This window comes from Pseudomonas sp. NGC7 (assembly GCF_047159675.1).
Classification (GTDB): Bacteria; Pseudomonadota; Gammaproteobacteria; order Pseudomonadales; family Pseudomonadaceae; genus Aquipseudomonas; species Aquipseudomonas kermanshahensis.
On sequence record NZ_BAAFZY010000001.1, the window covers coordinates 512,150 to 528,027 of the forward strand.

Genomic DNA, 15,878 nt, shown 5'->3' on the forward strand with positions numbered 1-15,878 from the left:
GGGGCCGCAGTGCGGCCCCCTTGGCTTTACTGGCCCAACACCCGGCAATAAAACGCCCATTCCTCTTCCAACGCATGCGCCAGGTTCTGTGCATTACGGAACCCGTGCCGCTCTTCCGCATAGAAGTGCCCCTCGGCTGCAATGCCATTTGCCTTCAGGGCGTCCAGCATCAGGCGCGTCTGCTCTGGCACCACCACCGCATCCAGCTCACCCTGGAAGAAAATCACCGGCACTTTGATCTGCGCTGCATGCAACAAGGGCGTGCGTGCGCGATAACGTTCGGCGTCCTGCAGCGGGTCGCCGATCAACCAGTCCAGGTAGTCCCCTTCGAACTTGTGCGTGGCGCGGCCCAGTGCGACTGGGTCACTGACGCCGTACAGGCTGGCGCCGGCCCGGAACACATCATGGAACGCCAGGGCACATAGCGTGGTGTATCCGCCCGCGCTGCCGCCGCGAATGAAGGCCTTGCTCGGGTCGATCAGCCCCAGCCCCGCTAGGTGCGCAACCGCCGCGCAGGCATCCTCGACATCGCTCTCGCCCCAGCGCAGGTGCAGCGCCTGGCGATAGGCCCGGCCATAACCCGTGCTGCCGCGGTAGTTAAGGTCGGCGACGGCGAAGCCGCGCTGGGTCCAATACTGGATGCGTGGGTCGAGCGCTGGGTAGCACGCCGAGGTCGGCCCGCCATGAATAAACACCACCAAGGGCGCGGGCGCTTTGGCGTTCATGGCCGGGTAGAAGAAACCATGGGCGATACCGTTGCCGCTGGCGTAGCGCATGGCCTGCGGCTTGCTGATGCATTCGGCGGGCAGCACCTCGGCACCACCGGCCAGTACCCGCACCTCATGATTGCTCAGGTCGATGGCAATGACGGCGGGTGGGCTGACGGGCGAGGCGGCGATGGCATAGAGCTGCCCGGCATCCATCGCCAGGCTGCGAAAGCGGGTGTAGGCGCTGGCAAAACGCTCCACTTGCTGGTTTGCGGTTATCAGCCCTAGTTGCGCAAAGCCATCCTCGAACCAACTGGCTACATAGCGTTGCGGCCCCAGCGCGAGCCAGGTGCTGGTACCCAGTTGCCAGGGCGCGCCGGCATGGTCGGCGGGTTCGGCGGGCAGGGCCTGCCAGTGCCCGGCGATCTCCCCCCAGGGCTGCCAGAAGCCATTGCGGTCCGACAGGCAATACAAGCGGCCTTGCGCATCGAAACGCGGTTGTTGCAGGGATTCGTCCAAGCCCGCCACGCAACGCGCAGGCCCCCAGGCGCCGCTGCTGTCACGCTCGCGCAGCAGCAAGCGCGTCTGTGTCCAAGGTTGCGCCGGGCGGTCCCATTCGACCCAGGCCAAGCGCTGCCCGTCGCCGCTCAAGGTGGGTGACGCGTAGAAGTCGGCACCTTCAGCCAGCACCTCGCGGGCGCCTTCGCGCAGGGCAACCAGGCGATGCTCCACGGTTGGCCCATGGTGCTCCTCGACTGCCAGCACCTGGCCGTCATGCCAGTGCACATCGCCGTAGCGGCAGTCGTCTGCCTGGGTCAGCGGGCGCGGCACTTCGCCGTCCAGCCCTTGGGTATACACCTGTTGATCCGTTTCGTTGACGAAGACCAGCCCGTCACCGCCGACGCAGAAACTGCCGCCGCCGTATTCGTACACCCGGCTGCGCACACTGAAGCCATCCGGTGTCAGGCACTGGGCTTGGTACTGGTGCCAGTGCCAGATTCGGCAGGCACCATCGGCCGGGCGAAATTCGTTCCAGAACAGCCCGGCCGGGCTGACCTTGAGCTCGGCGAAGTCGGTGCCTGCAGCAACGGCCTGGGCTGCGCTGAATTCAGCCGCGAGCGATGACACGGGAGTTTCGTTCATTGCGGAAGGTCATCTCTTCAATCGCGAGTTGGGCGGTTTCTGCCTCCTCGCGGGCCTTGAGGATGATGCCGTGGTCAGCCGATTTTGCGCACACCGGGTCGGCGTTACTGGCATCGCCGGTGAGCATGAAGGCCTGGCAACGGCAACCGCCGAAGTCCTTTTCCTTCTCATCGCAGGAGCGGCAGGGCTCAGGCATCCATTGGTAACCGCGGAAACGGTTGAAGCCGAACGAGTCGTACCAGATATGCCGCAGGTCGTGGTCACGCACGTTGGGGAACTGCACCGGCAGTTGGCGGGCGCCGTGGCAGGGCAGGGCGGTGCCGTCCGGGGTGATGGTCAGGAACAGGCTGCCCCAGCCATTCATACAGGCCTTGGGGCGCTCTTCGTAATAGTCCGGGGTGACGAAGATCAGCTTGCAGGGGTTGCCCTCGGCTTTGAGCTTGTCACGGTACTGGTTGGTGATGCGCTCGGCGCGCTCTAGCTGCGCGCGGGTCGGCAGCAGGCCCAGGCGGTTGAGGTGCGCCCAGCCATAGAACTGGCAGGTGGCGAGCTCGACGAAGTCGGCTTCGAGGGCGATGCACAGCTCGATGATGCGGTCGATCTTGTCGATGTTGTGCCGATGGGTAACGAAGTTGAGCACCATCGGGTAGCCGTGTGCCTTCACGGCACGGGCCATCTCCAGCTTCTGCGCGAAGGCTTTTTTCGAGCCGGCCAGCAGGTTGTTCACCTGCTCGTCGCTGGCCTGGAAGCTGATCTGGATATGGTCCAGGCCGGCTTTTTTGAATTCGGCGATGCGGGCTTCGGTCAGGCCGATGCCGGAGGTGATCAGGTTGGTGTAGTAGCCCAGCCGACGGGCCTCACCGATCAGCTCGGCGAGGTCCTGGCGCACCAGCGGTTCGCCGCCGGAGAAACCAATCTGCGCGGCGCCCATTTCTCGCGCTTCGGCCATCACCTTGAACCACTGCGCGGTGCTCAGTTCCTGGCCTTGGGCGGCGAAGTCCAGCGGGTTGGAGCAGTACGGGCATTGCAGCGGGCAACGGTAGGTGAGCTCGGCCAGCAGCCACAGCGGCAAGCCGACCTCGGGCGTGGCCGGCAACTCAGGCGAGGACGATCCAGTGTTCGCCACGGGCCACCTCCATGAACTGCTCGATGTCGTCGGCAACTTCCGGCACATCGGGGAACTGCCGCGCAAGTTCGGCAATGATTGCCGCGACGTCGCGCTGGCCATCGATCAGGCCACCGATCAGCGCAGCGCTTTCGTTGAGCTTGATCATGCCCTCGGGGTACAGCAACACATGGCCTTTCTGTGCCGGCTCGTACTGGAAGCGGTAGCCAGGGCGCCAGTTGGGCACTTGCTTGCGATCGAAACTCATAGGGCGATCCCCTTGTGCCAGACCCGTTCCTGGGTGACCGAATGATAAGGCGGGCGGTTCAGCTCGTAGGCCATGCTCATGGCATCGAGCATGCTCCAAAGAATATCCAGCTTGAACTGCAGGATCTCCAGCATACGCTCCTGGCCCGCATGGGTGGTGTAGTGCTGCAAGGTGATTGCCAGGCCGTGCTCGACATCACGCCGCGCCTGGCCCAGGCGCGTGCGGAAGTATTCGTAACCGGCGGGGTCGATCCAGGGGTAGTGCTGTGGCCAGCTGTCCAGGCGCGACTGGTGGATCTGCGGGGCGAACAGCTCGGTCAGCGAGCTGCTGGCCGCCTCTTGCCAACTGGCGCGGCGGGCGAAGTTGACGTAGGCGTCGACGGCAAAGCGCACGCCGGGCAGTACCAGCTCCTGGGAGCGCAGTTGATCAGGGTCCAGGCCCACGGCCTGGCCAAGGCGCAGCCAGGCCTCAATACCGCCGTCTTCGCCAGGCGCGCCGTCATGGTCGAGCAGGCGCTGGATCCACTCACGGCGTACTTCGCGGTCCGGGCAGTTGGCCAGGATCGCGGCATCCTTCATCGGGATGTTGACCTGGTAGTAGAAGCGGTTGGCTACCCAGCCCTGGATCTGCTCGCGGCTGGCGCGGCCCTGGTACATCGCCACGTGATACGGGTGATGAATATGGTAGTAGGCACCTTTGGCGCGCAGGGCCTGCTCGAATTCGGCAGGGGACATCGGCAACGGGTCGCTCATCAGGCCTCCTTAAAGCTCGATGCTCATGCCATCGAAGGCGACTTCAACGCCTCGACGCTGGACCTCGGCCCGTTCTGGCGAGTCTTCATCGAGAATTGGGTTGGTGTTGTTGATGTGGATAAGTACCTTGCGCTGGCGCGGGAAACCATCGAGCACCTCGAGCATGCCGCCGGGGCCGTTTTGCGCCAGGTGGCCCATCTCGCGCCCGGTGCGGGTGCCGACACCACGGCGCTGCATTTCATCGTCTTCCCACAGGGTGCCGTCGACCAGCAGGCAGTCGGCGCCGTGCATCATCGCCAGCAGCTTGTCGTCGACCTGGCCCAGGCCCGGGGCGTAGAACAGCTTGCCACCGGTGCGGGTGTCTTCGACCAGCAAGCCCAGGTTGTCACCTGGGTGCGGGTCGAAGCGGTGCGGCGAATAGGGGGGCGCGGCGCTGCGCAGGGGGAAGGGCGTGAACCTGAGGTTGGGGCAGGCGTCGATAACGAAGCTGCCTTCGAGCTCGATACGGTTCCATTGCAGGCCGCCGTTCCAGTGGCTGAGCATGTTGAACAGCGGAAAGCCGGTGGTCAGGTCTTGGTGGACCATGTCTGTGCACCACACCGGGTGCGGGCAGCCTTCGCGCAGGCTGAGCAGGCCGGTGGTGTGGTCGATCTGGCTGTCGAGCAGGACGATGGCATTGATGCCGGTATCGCGCAGGGCGCGGGCCGGCTGCATCGGCGCGAAGGCCTGCAGTTGGGCGCGGATGTCGGGCGAGGCATTGCACAAGACCCAGTGCTCGCCATCGTCGGACAGCGCGATGGACGATTGCGTGCGCGCCGTGGCCCGCAGGCTGCCGTCGCGGTAGCCCTTGCAGTTGACGCAGTTGCAGTTCCACTGGGGGAAGCCGCCGCCGGCGGCAGAACCGAGAATCTGGATGTACATGGCCACTCTCTACCGGGAAACCGTATCCAAAAAACACAAACGCCCCGGCGGGCCGAGGCGTCGAACCGTAAGCAGGGCTTAGCGGTTGGCGAAGTACATGGTGACTTCGAAGCCGATACGCAGATCAGTGTATGCAGGTTTGGTCCACATGGGATGACTCCTTCCGAACGGGGTTGGGTTGGTCAGCTACTTATTGGGTACCGCCGTACGCCGGAGGTTCCCTTGACTGAGATTGCGCTATCTTACAAGAAAAATTTGTACCGAAAGGTTAATTCTTCGAAAAGCGCCCTTGCAGTTAACGTAACAATCCTCGTTTTTGCTAGTGCCAGGATGGGTCTGGCGCTGCGCTGTTGGCCAGGCAGAGCCAAGGGGCATGTGGGGCCAGAAGGCTGTCGAGCAGCGCATCAAGGTCCGCTTGCCGAGCCATGAGGATAGACCACTGTAGGTCATTCAGCCTGTCGGGTCGTGTCGCCAGGTGTGTCTGCCACGCCCATTCGGCCACCTCGGCATTGGCCATCGCAGGCTCGGCGAACTGCTCGGCCAGCGCCTGCTGTGCTGCGCTGTCGAGCACCACGCCTTTGCTTAGGACCGGTTGCAGGTGAGCGAGAATTTGAGCAGGGGTGGCATGGGGCGATTGCACGCCAAACAGCAGGCCAGCGCAGCCTTCAATCTGACGGAAGGCGCTGAACACCGCGTAGCCCAGTTGCAGCTCTACCCGTAGGCGTTGATACACCGGCCCCTGCAACAGCTGCGCGAGCAGGCGGCCGATGGCTTGCTGGTCAGCTGGCAGTGGGCAGAACAGCAACACTGCGTTTTCGCTGCCGGCCAGTGCAGCGTCTACCCATCGACGGGCTTGCCACTGGGGCGGCGCAGTGGCCGTGGTGCCTTGCCCGGGGCAGTGGGTCAGCACGGTGCCGAGAGGGCCCGTGTCTTCAAAGCCCAGTGCCAGGCCATGCCAGCGGGCCTGTTTCCACGCCTGCGCAAGCTGCCTCGGTTCGAGCGAGCCCGCGGGTAGCGGTTCGGCCTTGTGGGCATGCATGGCATCAGGCAGTCGCTTGAGCAGGGCTCTGATCGGGATTAGGGCGGGCGCGGGCGGCGGGGTCTGCCAATCGGCAGGTGAGGGCGCGTTCAGCAGCGCGAGGGCTTCGGTGACGGCGTTCATCACCGCCGACGGTTGGCCGGCGCACTGTAGCTGCCAATATTCGCCAGCTTCGCTGAACTGTAGGTGCAGCCCGGCGCGTTCGGCGCGCTCCTGCAAGGGGCGCAGCGCCTGGCAAAGGATTGGGAACACGCCATGGCGCAGGTTTGAGGGCAGGTGCCAGCGCAGATAAAGGGCGGCGTATTGGCGTGATGCCGGGAGCATGTCGCTGATGGCCAGTGCTTTAGGTAACGGCGCGGTCGCGGGGGGCGGTGCGGCGGTCAGCAGAGCGTCTGCGGCGGGTATCTGCCATTGGCCATGCTCGCTGCTGGGAAGGCTGGCAAGCAGTGCCTTCAGCGCGCTCAGGCCTTGTTCGTCGAGTGCGGCGAAGGGCTGGCCTGAGCTGTCCCGTCGTGCCAGCTCCAGCGGGCTGGCGGCCCACTCACGGCTGCGCTGCAATTGACTGAACGCGGCGTTCAGCCGCTGCGGATCGGCCTGACGGACAAAACCGAACCAGCTATGCAGCAATGCGATCGCCTCATCCTTGCAGGCATCAGCCCCGAGCTGCAGGTCGATGTGCCAGAGCAGCTGCCCGGCGAACGCATACAACGTTTCGGCTTTGAAGCCTTGCAGCCAACCGCGCTGGCGAAGCGCACTCAGCCAGCCGCCTGGTCGGCTGTCGTCGAGCAGGTCGATCAGCAACCCCAGTGCGCGCTCGGCACCTTCTGGCAGGCTTTCGTGGGCGAACGTCAGTGGCTGCCCGGCCCTGCGCAGTGGCGGCGGCGATGCCTGCGTGGCACGGCTACCGGCCGGGAACAGGCTGCCAGATTCCCGACCCAGGCGTTCCAGTGCTTCCAGCGGTTGTGGGCCGCACAGGCTCAGTGTGATCTGCCCACCTTGGTAGAAGCGTTGGTGAAACAGGCCAAGGGCGCGTTGAAACGCAGGATCTTGCAGGGCGAGGGTATAACGATTGCCCGCCTGAAAACTGCTCAGCGGATGCTGGGGCGAAACCGACTGCAGCAGGGCGAATTGCTGCTGAGCCTGCGGGTTACGTGACCAGGCGATGAACTCGGCATGAATGACCTCACGCTCCCGGCGCTGGCGCTCGATGCCAAGGTCGGGTTCGGCCAGCATCTGGCACAGGCGCTCCAGCCCGCCGGCTAAAGCCGCGGGGGGGACCTCGAAGAAAAAGTCGGTGGTGCGCTCACGGGTGCTGGCGTTGACCTGGCCACCGAGGGCCTGCACATACCGCATCAGGCCGTCCTCCAACGGGAAGCGTGCTGTGCCCAGGAAGAACAGGTGTTCGAGAAAATGCGCCATGCCCGGCCATTTTGCCGGGGCATCGTGGCTGCCTGCCTGCACCCGCAACGCGGCCGCTGCACGCTTGAGGCGCGGGGCATGGCGCAGGGTCAGCTGCAAGCCGTTGGCGAGGGTGAGGTGCTGCGTGGCGTCAGGCATGGGGGCTCCAGGTAGGCGTTCATGCTAACGCATTTGTGCTGCCTGGCCTGGCCCAATCGCCGGCAAGCCGGCGCCTACGGGGCCTGTTTGCGTTGTCATTGTGGGAGCAACTGTCTTGTGGTGGTTGTGCCGGCCCCATCGCTGGCAAGCCAGCTCCCACAGGTGCGGCGCTAGCCTTTGAGGCTACACAGTTCGGGTGGGAGCCGGCTTGCCGGCGATTGGGCCGCAACGCGGCCCCTGTCAGCCCTCGCGCACATGCAGTTCCTGGCGCAAGTCGGTCAGGTAAGGAAACGCCTTGCGCCCTTCTACCACCTGCTCACGCGCAAGCTCGGCCAGCAACTGGCACTCGTCCCGCCCGGCCATGGCCAGCAGGCTGCCATCCGGGCCGATGATGCTGCTCTGGCCGCAATAGTGGATGTCGCCCTCGGCCCCACAATAGTTGGCATACACCAGGTAACACTGGTTCTCCTGCGCCCGCACTCGCACCGTCACCTGGCAGATGAAATCGTAAGGCGCCATGTTCGCCGTCGGTACCAGGATCAGTTCGGCGCCGTCCAGCGCCAGGCGCCGGGCGTTCTCCGGAAACTCGATGTCGTAGCAGATCAGCAGGCCGACCTTCCAGCCTTCCAGTTCCACAACGGGGAAAAGGTCGGGGCCTGCGCTGAACATCGAGCGGTCCAGCTCACCGAACAGGTGCGTCTTACGGTAGTTGCACAGGCTGCGACCATGGGCATCGATCAACTGCACGCTGTTGTAGAACGCGCCATCATCGCTGCGCTCCGGGTAGCCATAGGCGATGGCGATGCGATGCGCCTGGGCGATCTCCACCACGTCCATGGCCGCGGGGCCATCACTGGCCTCGGCCAGGCGCTCGACCTGGGCCAGGCCGATGTTGTAGCCGGTGAGGAACATCTCCGGGCACACCAGCAGCTGGGCGCCGCGTTCAGCCGCCCGTTGCGCCTGGTGCTGCAGCCGTTGCAGATTGCCGGGCACGTCCAGTGGGTTGGGCGCGCCCTGGAACAGAGCGATACGCATGGCGCCTCCTTGTCTCAGTCGGCCAGGGCGATCGGGCCGATTTCATCGAACACATCGCCTGGGCCTGGGTTGTCCGGGTGGGTCTGGCCACCGAAGTGATTCATGATACCCCACACGGCATTGAGCGACGTCTGCACCGCGCCTTCCACCCACGCCGGCGTCCACGACACGTCGTCGCCGGCGATGAACATGCCGCGCTGTTCGGCGGGCATGTCCTGCTGCATGAAGTGCGCGTACATGCGCTGGTTGTAGCGGTAATGGCCCGGCAGCGCGCCCTTGAAGGCACCGAGAAAGTGCGGGTCGGCCTCCCACGAGATGGTGATCGGGTCGCCGATGATGTGCCCGGCGATATCGGTCTTCGGGTAGATTTTCTTCAGTGCGTCGAGGGCCAGTTGCACGCGTTTTTCCACCGGGTGCGGGAGCATCTTCAGGGCATCGCTCATCCACGCGTAGGACAGGCAGATCACCCCCGGCTTGTCGTCGCCGTTGTCGAACAGGTAGGTACCGCGGGTGAGGCGGTCGGTGAGCGTCATGCTCATCAGGTCACGGCCGGTTTGCGGGTCTTTGTCCTTCCAGAACGGGCGGTCGACCATCACGAAGGTTTTCGACGATTGCATGTAGCGGGTACGGTCCAGGGCCATCCACATCTTCTGCGAGAACAGCGACTCTTCGCAGTCGATCTGCGTGGTCAGCAGCCAGGTCTGGCACGTTGCAAGCACGGCGGCGTAATGGCGGGTGTCGCCCCAGTTGTCGGTCACCGCCAACTGGCCATCGGCGGCGCGGGCAATACGTTTGACCCCGGTGCGCGGCGCACCGCCGTGCAGCGAGCTGAGGCTGGTGCCTTGCGGCCAATGGGCGCAGCGCTCCGGCACATGGCGCCAGATGCCTTGCGGCACCTGCTCGACGCCGCCCACGACCAAGTGTTGGTGGTCGTCGCAATTGGTCATCACCACGCGGAAGATTTCCAGCATCGAGTTGGGGAAGTCCGAGTCCCAGCCTCCGGTACCGAAGCCGACCTGGCCGAACACCTCCCGGTGCTGGAAGCTCAGCTTGGCGAAGGAGCGCGAGGTGGCGACGAAGTCGTAGAACGTGCGGTCGTCCCACAGGGGCACCAGCGTGTTCCACAGCGCTTTCAGGCGCGGTACATCACGGTCACGGATCGCCTGCTGGATATCGGCAAACTGCGCGCCACTTTCCAGGGCGTCGGCCCAGGCGTCGGCCACCTCGTGGAAAAGGTCGGGCAGGTCCGCGGCCTTTTCGGCGTAGTAGGTCTGGCCTTCCAGGTCGATCACCGTGCTGCCCGAGGCGGGGGTCAGCGGGTTGGGGAATGGCTTGGTCTCCAGGCCCAACTTGTCCACATAGTGGTAGAAGGCCGTCGAAGAGACCGGAAAGCGCATGCCACCCAACTCGGCGATGATCCCGTCGGTGCCGTTGAAGGCTTGCGAACGCAGCCGGCCACCCAGTTTCGACGCTTCATAGACGACAGGCTTGAGGCCCAGCTTCATCAACTCGTAAGCCGCTACCAGGCCAGCGATCCCGGCCCCTACAATTGCCACTTCCTCACCCTGGCGCTCGGCCGGGATGCTGCCCAGGCCGGCCGGGTGTTCCAGCCAGTCATCGAAGGCGAAGGGGAAGTCCGGGCCGAAGATGGTGATGGGCTTTTTACCGTCGGCGGGGTGGCGGTTCTTGTTGTTCATGAAGTGACCTTGCCAGAGGGGCTGCGCAGAGAGCGGAGCCTGAGTATAGGAGATGCCTGGGGGGCATTTTAGGGCGTGGGGGGTTCGTAATTAAGATGCAGAGTGTTGGCTGAATGTATGTTTTTTCGTCGAAATGAGCATTAATTGGTTATTTTTGACGAGATCGATGGTGACGGTTAAGGGTTTGTCTGGAGATTTGCAGCGCCTGTGAGATCGAGCGCCGCCCGCGCGGCGCATCGCGAGCAACGCTCGCTCCTACGTTTGTTTCTGGCCAATAACGCCTGTGACAGGCGCGCGCGACTGCCTTGTTTGTTCGACGTAATATCGAGTCATGCGCCAAGGCGGCCGCGCGCGTTTACCCCAGGAAGAATTGGCCCGAAACAAACGTAGGAGATTCTATGGTGCGAGGGAAGCATCAAGTAGGCGCTTCCTCCGCCGTCCCCCTCAATATCAAGGCGCAAGCAGAAGCGAGCGGTGTCCCTCCTCCTCCCTTCAAGTCCTACCATACAAGCGAGCGTTGCTCGCGATGCGCCGCGCGGGCGGCGCTCGATCTCATGCGCGCCGCCAATCGCAAGCCTGGCACCTCGTGCCCCTCACGTCACAGCAGCTGCCCCCGGTCCACCTTGCTGCTCAAAATGATCGATGTGGTGGTCTTCTCCACCCCATCGACACTGCCGATCTGGTCAAGCAACTGGTCCAGTTGCTCCGGCGAGTCGGTCCGCAGCCAAGCCACATAATCGAACTCGCCACTCACCGCGCACAGTTGCTGCACCTGCCCCATGGCACTCAGACGCCGCACTACCTCCTTGCCGGAACGGGGCTGCACCTTGATCCCGACATACGCCTGCAAGCCACCGCCCATCACGTGTTGGCCCAGGCGCACACCATAGCCTGAGATCACCTTGTTCTTCTCCAGCCGCTCCAGGCGTGAGTTGACCGTGGTGCGCGCGATACCCAGCAGGCGGGCGAGGGTGGCAACGCTTTCGCGGGCATTGATTTGCAGCAGGGCGATCAGCTGGCGGTCGATTTCATCCAGCGAAATGTGGCGGGCATCCGACATGGCAAGTCTCTACAGTGGGCCCGCTAGCCTAGCCAGCCAATGGCAACCAGGGCAAGGCTGCGTCACTGGCTTTCTTTCGGCATCATGGCAGGCCGACCGTACTGGACCCGCGCCGTGAACTTCGCAAATCTGCTCGAATGCTGGCGACTGGAAGTCTCCAACAAGAAAAAGCCCGGCCGCTGCATCAGCCTGCTGTTCAACGTGCTGCGCCGCGCCCGCAAGGACAACAAGCTGCGCTTTCTCTTTGCCTTCCGCCTGGCCCAGTACCTCGACGCACGAGGCGGCCTGGCCCAGCGTCATGCCGCGCGCATGCAGCAACGGCTCAATCTGAAGTACGCCGTGGACATCGACATCGGCGCCCAAATCGCCCCCGGGCTGCGCATCGCCCACCTGCCTGGCGTGGTGATTACCCGCCACGTGAGCATCGGGCGTAACTTTTTCATCCGGCAGAATTGCTCGATCGGCATCAAGACCCTAGGGCTGGAGGCGTATGCGTTGCGCATTGGCGATAACGTCAGCGTGGGCGCCAACAGCTGCATAGTGGCGGACCGGATCAGCATTGGCGATAACGTGGTGATTGGTGCCATGTCGCTGGTGATGCGGGACATTCCGGCGGGGACCACGTTTTACAATGCGCGGCAGGTTGAGATGAAGCCTCGGACGAGCTACTGAACACTTTTTTGCGCTGGACAACAGGCACAAAAAAGCCGCGCGATTGCGCGGCTTTGTCGTATTTGGTGGGCCCACACGGACTCGAACCGTGGACCAAAGGATTATGAGTCCTCTGCTCTAACCAACTGAGCTATAGGCCCTCAGTAAGTGGCCGGATTATAACGAGGGTTTTGAAAGGGTGCCATCCGAAAGATCGGATAGTGCTATACGAAGAAACGTCGCGGCGAACTCCTCTGGGGGTAAGGGCAGGCTGACGATGTAGCCTTGGATCTGTTCACAGCCCTCGGCTGCCAGGAAGCGCTGCTGGGCCTGGTTCTCCACACCTTCGGCAATGATCGTGAACTGCATGCTGCGGCCCAGGGCAATGATCGCCCTGGCGATGGCAGCGTCGTGGGGGTCGTCAGGTAGGCCGCGGATGAACGACTTGTCGATCTTGAGGATGTCCAACGGCAGGCGTTTAAGGTAGCTGAGGGACGAATAACCCGTGCCGAAGTCGTCGATGGCCAGCTGCACGCCCAGTTTTTTCAACTGGTGCAGCACGGCCAGGGCTTCTTCTGCCTGGCTCATGATGAAGTTCTCGGTGATCTCCAACTGCAGGTCGCCGGCCTTGAGCTGGTAGGTCTTTAACAACTGTTCGATGCGCCGTGCCAGGTGGGGGTGGCGCAGTTGGGCGCCGGCCAGGTTGATCGACAGTGGGCCAAAGTCTTCGTAGTGCATCTTCCAGATGTGCATCTGCTGGCACGCCTTTTCAAGCACCCAGTCACCGAGCTGCAGAATGGTGCCGTTCTCTTCCGCCAGGTGAATGAAGTGCTCTGGCGGCACTTCGCCAAAGGTCGGGTGGCTCCAGCGGATCAGCGCTTCGGCGCCGACCAGGCTCTGGGTCTTGAGGCTGAGCTTGGGCTGGAAGCACAGGCTCATTTCGTTGCGTTCGACGGCGCGGCGCAGCTCATGTTCGAGGGCGATGCGCTCGCTGGCCTGGGCGGTGAGGTCGCGGGTGTAGGCTTCTACGCGGTTGCGGCCTTTGGCTTTGGAGCGGTACATGGCGGCGTCGGCATTGCGGATCAGTGTGGAGACGTCGCTACCGTCCTGTGGATAAAGGCTGATACCGATGCTGGCGCTGGTGAAAAACTCGTGCTCGCCGGCCTGGAAGGGCGCGCTGAAGCAAGCCAGCAGTTTGCCGGCGATGCTGTTGGCGTCGCTGGGCCTGTGCAGGCCGGGCAACAGGATGATGAACTCGTCACCGCCCAGGCGCGCCACGGTGTCGACGTCGCGTACCTGTTCTTTCAGGCGCTGGGCGATGCCTTTGAGCAACAGGTCGCCGACCGGGTGGCCCAGGCTGTCGTTGATGTGCTTGAAGCGGTCGAGGTCGAGGAACAACACCGCGCCCTGGCGGTTCGAGACTTGGGCACAGGTGAGCACGGCCTGCAGGCGGTTCTCGAACAGGGCGCGGTTGGGCAGGCCGGTGAGCGGGTCGTGGTGAGCCTGGTAATCCAGCTTGGCCTGGGCGTGCTTGAGGCTGGAAATGTCGGCGAACACGGCGACGAAATGGGTGATCTCGTACTCGCTGTTGCGCACCGCGCTGATGGTCAGCCAACTGGGGTACAGCTCGCCATTCTTGCGTTTGTTGTAGATCTCGCCCTGCCAGTGCCCCTCGTCGGTCAGTTGATGCCACATGGCGGCATAGAAGGCGCTGTCGTGCTGGCCTGAGGCAAGCAGGCGCGGGGTTTGGCCGAGCGCCTCGATCTCGCCGTAGCCGGTAATTTCGCTGAAGGCGCGGTTGACCGCGCTGATGCGCTGGTCGATGTCGGTGATCAGCACGCCCTCGGCGGTGTTTTCGAACACGGTGGCGGCCAGCTGCAGTTTTTCCTGCATGAGGTGGCGCTCGGTGATGTCGCGGGCAATGGTCAGCATGCAGTCGACACCGCCGATCGGCAGGGGCCGGGCGGACAGTTCGCACAGGCGGATCTGCCCATCGCTGCGGCGGATGTGGCAGCTGAAGTCACGTACGAAGCCATCACGCTTGAGCTGGTCGACCAGCCGCTTGCGCTCGTTGAGGTCCACCCAGATGCCCAGGTCAAGGGAGGTCTGGTCGATGGTCGGGTTCAGGTCGTAGCCGGTGAGGCGGCAGAAGCCTTCGTTGACTTCAATCAGCAGCCCGTCGCTCTGGCGCGACAGCAGCAGGCCGTCGGGCGATGCGTGGAATGCCTTGGCGAACTTCTCTTCCGAAGTTTGCAGTTGCTCCTGGGTTTCTTTGAGCTGGCTGATGTCGCGCACGGCCACGACCAGCGCCGGCGTGCCATCGAGCTCGAATGTTTCTGCCGAGGTCAGGCCTGTGAACAACTGGCCATTGCTGCGGCGGAAGCTCATTTCCAGGTTGCGGATGCCGCCTTGGTGCAGGCGTTCGAGCAGCCGCGGCCCGGTGCCGGCGACGGCCCACAGGTTCAGCTCGGTGGCGGTGCGGCCGATCACTTGACCTGGGGTGAGGCCGATCTGCTCTTCGAAGGCTTCGTTGACCTCCAGCAGGCAGCCGTCGCTGTGGCGGGCGATCAGCAGGATGTCCGGGCACTGCTGGAACACCGAGGCGAACTTCTGCTCCGACAGGCGCAGGGCGTCTTCGGTGCGCTTGGTTTCGCTGATGTCGATCATCAGCCCGCGCATTACCGGCCGGTGGCCATGCTCGATCATGCTGACGATGTTGCGAATCCACAGGGGCTGCCCGTCGGCGCGGATGACCCGGTAGTCGAGGCTGTGATCGCGGCCGGCTGCGGTTTCACTGTCGCAATAAGCCTGGGCCCAGAGCGCGTCCTCCGGGTGCAGAATGCTGCGCCAGAAGCCGGGCTTGAGCCAGTCATGCAACGGGTAGCCGAGCAGGTCTTCGGCATGGGGCGAGACATAGTTGTAGGTGAAATCGTTGGCGTCGGCTTCCCAGGCGATGGCCGACAGGCTCTCGACCAGGCCGCGGTAGTGATACTCGCTGCTTCGCAGTTCTTGTTCGAGGGCGATGCGCCGGGAAATTTCCGAGCTAAGCCTGCGGTTGATGCGGATCACCACGGCAAGAACCGCCACCAGCAACAGCACCGCAGGCAGGCCATACACCAGCATGTCGGACCAGAACAGGCGCTGGTCCACCACGTTACCGACCCAGCGCTGTTGAATACGGTTGATCTCGGCGCTGCTCATGTCGGCCATGACTTTGTCGAGAATGCCCACCAGGACTTTGTTGTCCCGTGGTGCGGCCATGGCCAGTTGGTAGCGGTAGGGCGTTTCGCCACTGACATAGAGGCCGTCGAGCTTGAGCTGGCGAAGGCTCCAGATACTCGAGGCGAGGTCGCCGACCACGGCGTCGACTTCGTCTGTGGCCAGTGCCTGCAGGGTCGAACTGACGTTGGGCATGGCCACCAGGTTCAGGTCGGGGTGGTGGGTGCGCAGCAGTTCGTGCGGGGCGTAGTTTTCGACCACAGCGATCTTCAGGCCGTACAGGTCCTTCAATGAGCGGGGTTGCGCGCCGCCTTTGTGGGCCAGGATAACAATCGGGAAGTCGAGGTAGGGGCGCGTAAAGGCCAGGTAACCCTGGCGCTCGGGAGTCGACATGATGCCGGGTAGCAGGTCGAGCTGGTTATTGCGCGCCTGCGCCAATACCTCGGTCCAGCTCTTGGGCTCGACCGGTTTTAGCGTCACGCCCAGGCGTTCCTGGATCGTGTCGATGTAGTCGGCGGCCAATCCCTGGTACCGGCCCTCCTGGTCGCGAAACTCGAACGGTGGCCAAGAGGCGTCTACGCCCAGGCTTAACTGCGGGTGGGCAGCCAGCCAGGCTTTTTCCTCGTCTGTCAGGGTCAGGGCGCCGGCCGTTGTGGTCCACAGGATAAGGAGCAGCAACAGAATGGCCGGCATTAGGGGCATAGCGGCCTCGCTATCAGAGTGT

General features: G+C 63.6%; 12 protein-coding genes and 1 tRNA gene. 1 reads left to right on the plus strand and 12 read right to left on the minus strand.

Annotation, left to right across the window (positions count from 1 at the left end; genetic code table 11):
• Nucleotides 1-26: 26 nt before the first annotated feature.
• The 10 genes from ACMCNM_RS02270 to ACMCNM_RS02315 all read right to left on the minus strand — a co-directional run bounded on the left by ACMCNM_RS02270 (nt 27) and on the right by ACMCNM_RS02315 (nt 11,284).
• A complete protein-coding gene (locus ACMCNM_RS02270; RefSeq protein ID WP_412763873.1) occupies nt 27-1,850 on the minus strand; it encodes a S9 family peptidase in 1,824 nt (607 codons plus the stop codon).
• Nucleotides 1,816-2,976 (minus strand): pyrroloquinoline quinone biosynthesis protein PqqE, encoded by a 1,161-nt coding sequence (gene pqqE, locus ACMCNM_RS02275; RefSeq protein WP_027594360.1) that lies wholly within the window; start codon nt 2,974-2,976, stop codon nt 1,816-1,818. Before pqqE ends, ACMCNM_RS02270 begins: the two co-directional genes overlap by 35 nt.
• The gene (gene pqqD / locus ACMCNM_RS02280; RefSeq protein ID WP_027594361.1) at nt 2,948-3,223 is read right to left on the minus strand and encodes a pyrroloquinoline quinone biosynthesis peptide chaperone PqqD; all 276 of its coding nucleotides are present in this window, start codon (nt 3,221-3,223) and stop codon (nt 2,948-2,950) included. The genes pqqE and pqqD overlap by 29 nt, the downstream gene beginning before the upstream one ends.
• The gene (gene pqqC, locus ACMCNM_RS02285; protein WP_412763874.1) at nt 3,220-3,975 is read right to left on the minus strand and encodes a pyrroloquinoline-quinone synthase PqqC; all 756 of its coding nucleotides are present in this window, start codon (nt 3,973-3,975) and stop codon (nt 3,220-3,222) included. The genes pqqD and pqqC overlap by 4 nt, the downstream gene beginning before the upstream one ends.
• 9 nt (nt 3,976-3,984) lie before the next feature.
• The gene (pqqB, locus tag ACMCNM_RS02290; RefSeq protein WP_027594363.1) at nt 3,985-4,896 is read right to left on the minus strand and encodes a pyrroloquinoline quinone biosynthesis protein PqqB; all 912 of its coding nucleotides are present in this window, start codon (nt 4,894-4,896) and stop codon (nt 3,985-3,987) included.
• Nucleotides 4,897-4,974: 78 nt separating this feature from the next.
• Nucleotides 4,975-5,046, minus strand: coding sequence for a pyrroloquinoline quinone precursor peptide PqqA (gene pqqA / locus ACMCNM_RS02295; RefSeq protein WP_003243383.1), 72 nt, complete (start codon nt 5,044-5,046; stop codon nt 4,975-4,977).
• A 169-nt stretch (nt 5,047-5,215) separates the two neighbouring features.
• Nucleotides 5,216-7,492 (minus strand): pyrroloquinoline quinone biosynthesis protein PqqF, encoded by a 2,277-nt coding sequence (pqqF, locus tag ACMCNM_RS02300; RefSeq protein WP_412763875.1) that lies wholly within the window; start codon nt 7,490-7,492, stop codon nt 5,216-5,218.
• A 240-nt stretch (nt 7,493-7,732) separates the two neighbouring features.
• A complete protein-coding gene (locus ACMCNM_RS02305) occupies nt 7,733-8,527 on the minus strand; it encodes a carbon-nitrogen hydrolase family protein (RefSeq protein WP_412763876.1) in 795 nt (264 codons plus the stop codon).
• A gap of 14 nt (nt 8,528-8,541) precedes the next feature.
• Entirely contained in the window at nt 8,542-10,224 is a 1,683-nt protein-coding gene (locus tag ACMCNM_RS02310; RefSeq protein WP_027594366.1) for a flavin monoamine oxidase family protein, read from the minus strand.
• Between the two features lie 598 nt (nt 10,225-10,822).
• The gene (locus ACMCNM_RS02315; protein ID WP_085274064.1) at nt 10,823-11,284 is read right to left on the minus strand and encodes an Lrp/AsnC family transcriptional regulator; all 462 of its coding nucleotides are present in this window, start codon (nt 11,282-11,284) and stop codon (nt 10,823-10,825) included.
• A gap of 114 nt (nt 11,285-11,398) precedes the next feature.
• On the opposite strand from ACMCNM_RS02315, the gene ACMCNM_RS02320 reads away from it, so the two are divergent.
• Nucleotides 11,399-11,956, plus strand: coding sequence for a serine acetyltransferase (locus tag ACMCNM_RS02320; protein WP_412763877.1), 558 nt, complete (start codon nt 11,399-11,401; stop codon nt 11,954-11,956).
• 63 nt (nt 11,957-12,019) lie between these two features.
• On the opposite strand, the gene ACMCNM_RS02325 is transcribed toward ACMCNM_RS02320, so the two are convergent.
• Nucleotides 12,020-12,096, minus strand: a tRNA-Ile gene (locus tag ACMCNM_RS02325).
• 16 nt (nt 12,097-12,112) lie between these two features.
• Entirely contained in the window at nt 12,113-15,856 is a 3,744-nt protein-coding gene (locus ACMCNM_RS02330; protein WP_412763878.1) for an EAL domain-containing protein, read from the minus strand.
• Nucleotides 15,857-15,878 lie beyond the last annotated feature (22 nt).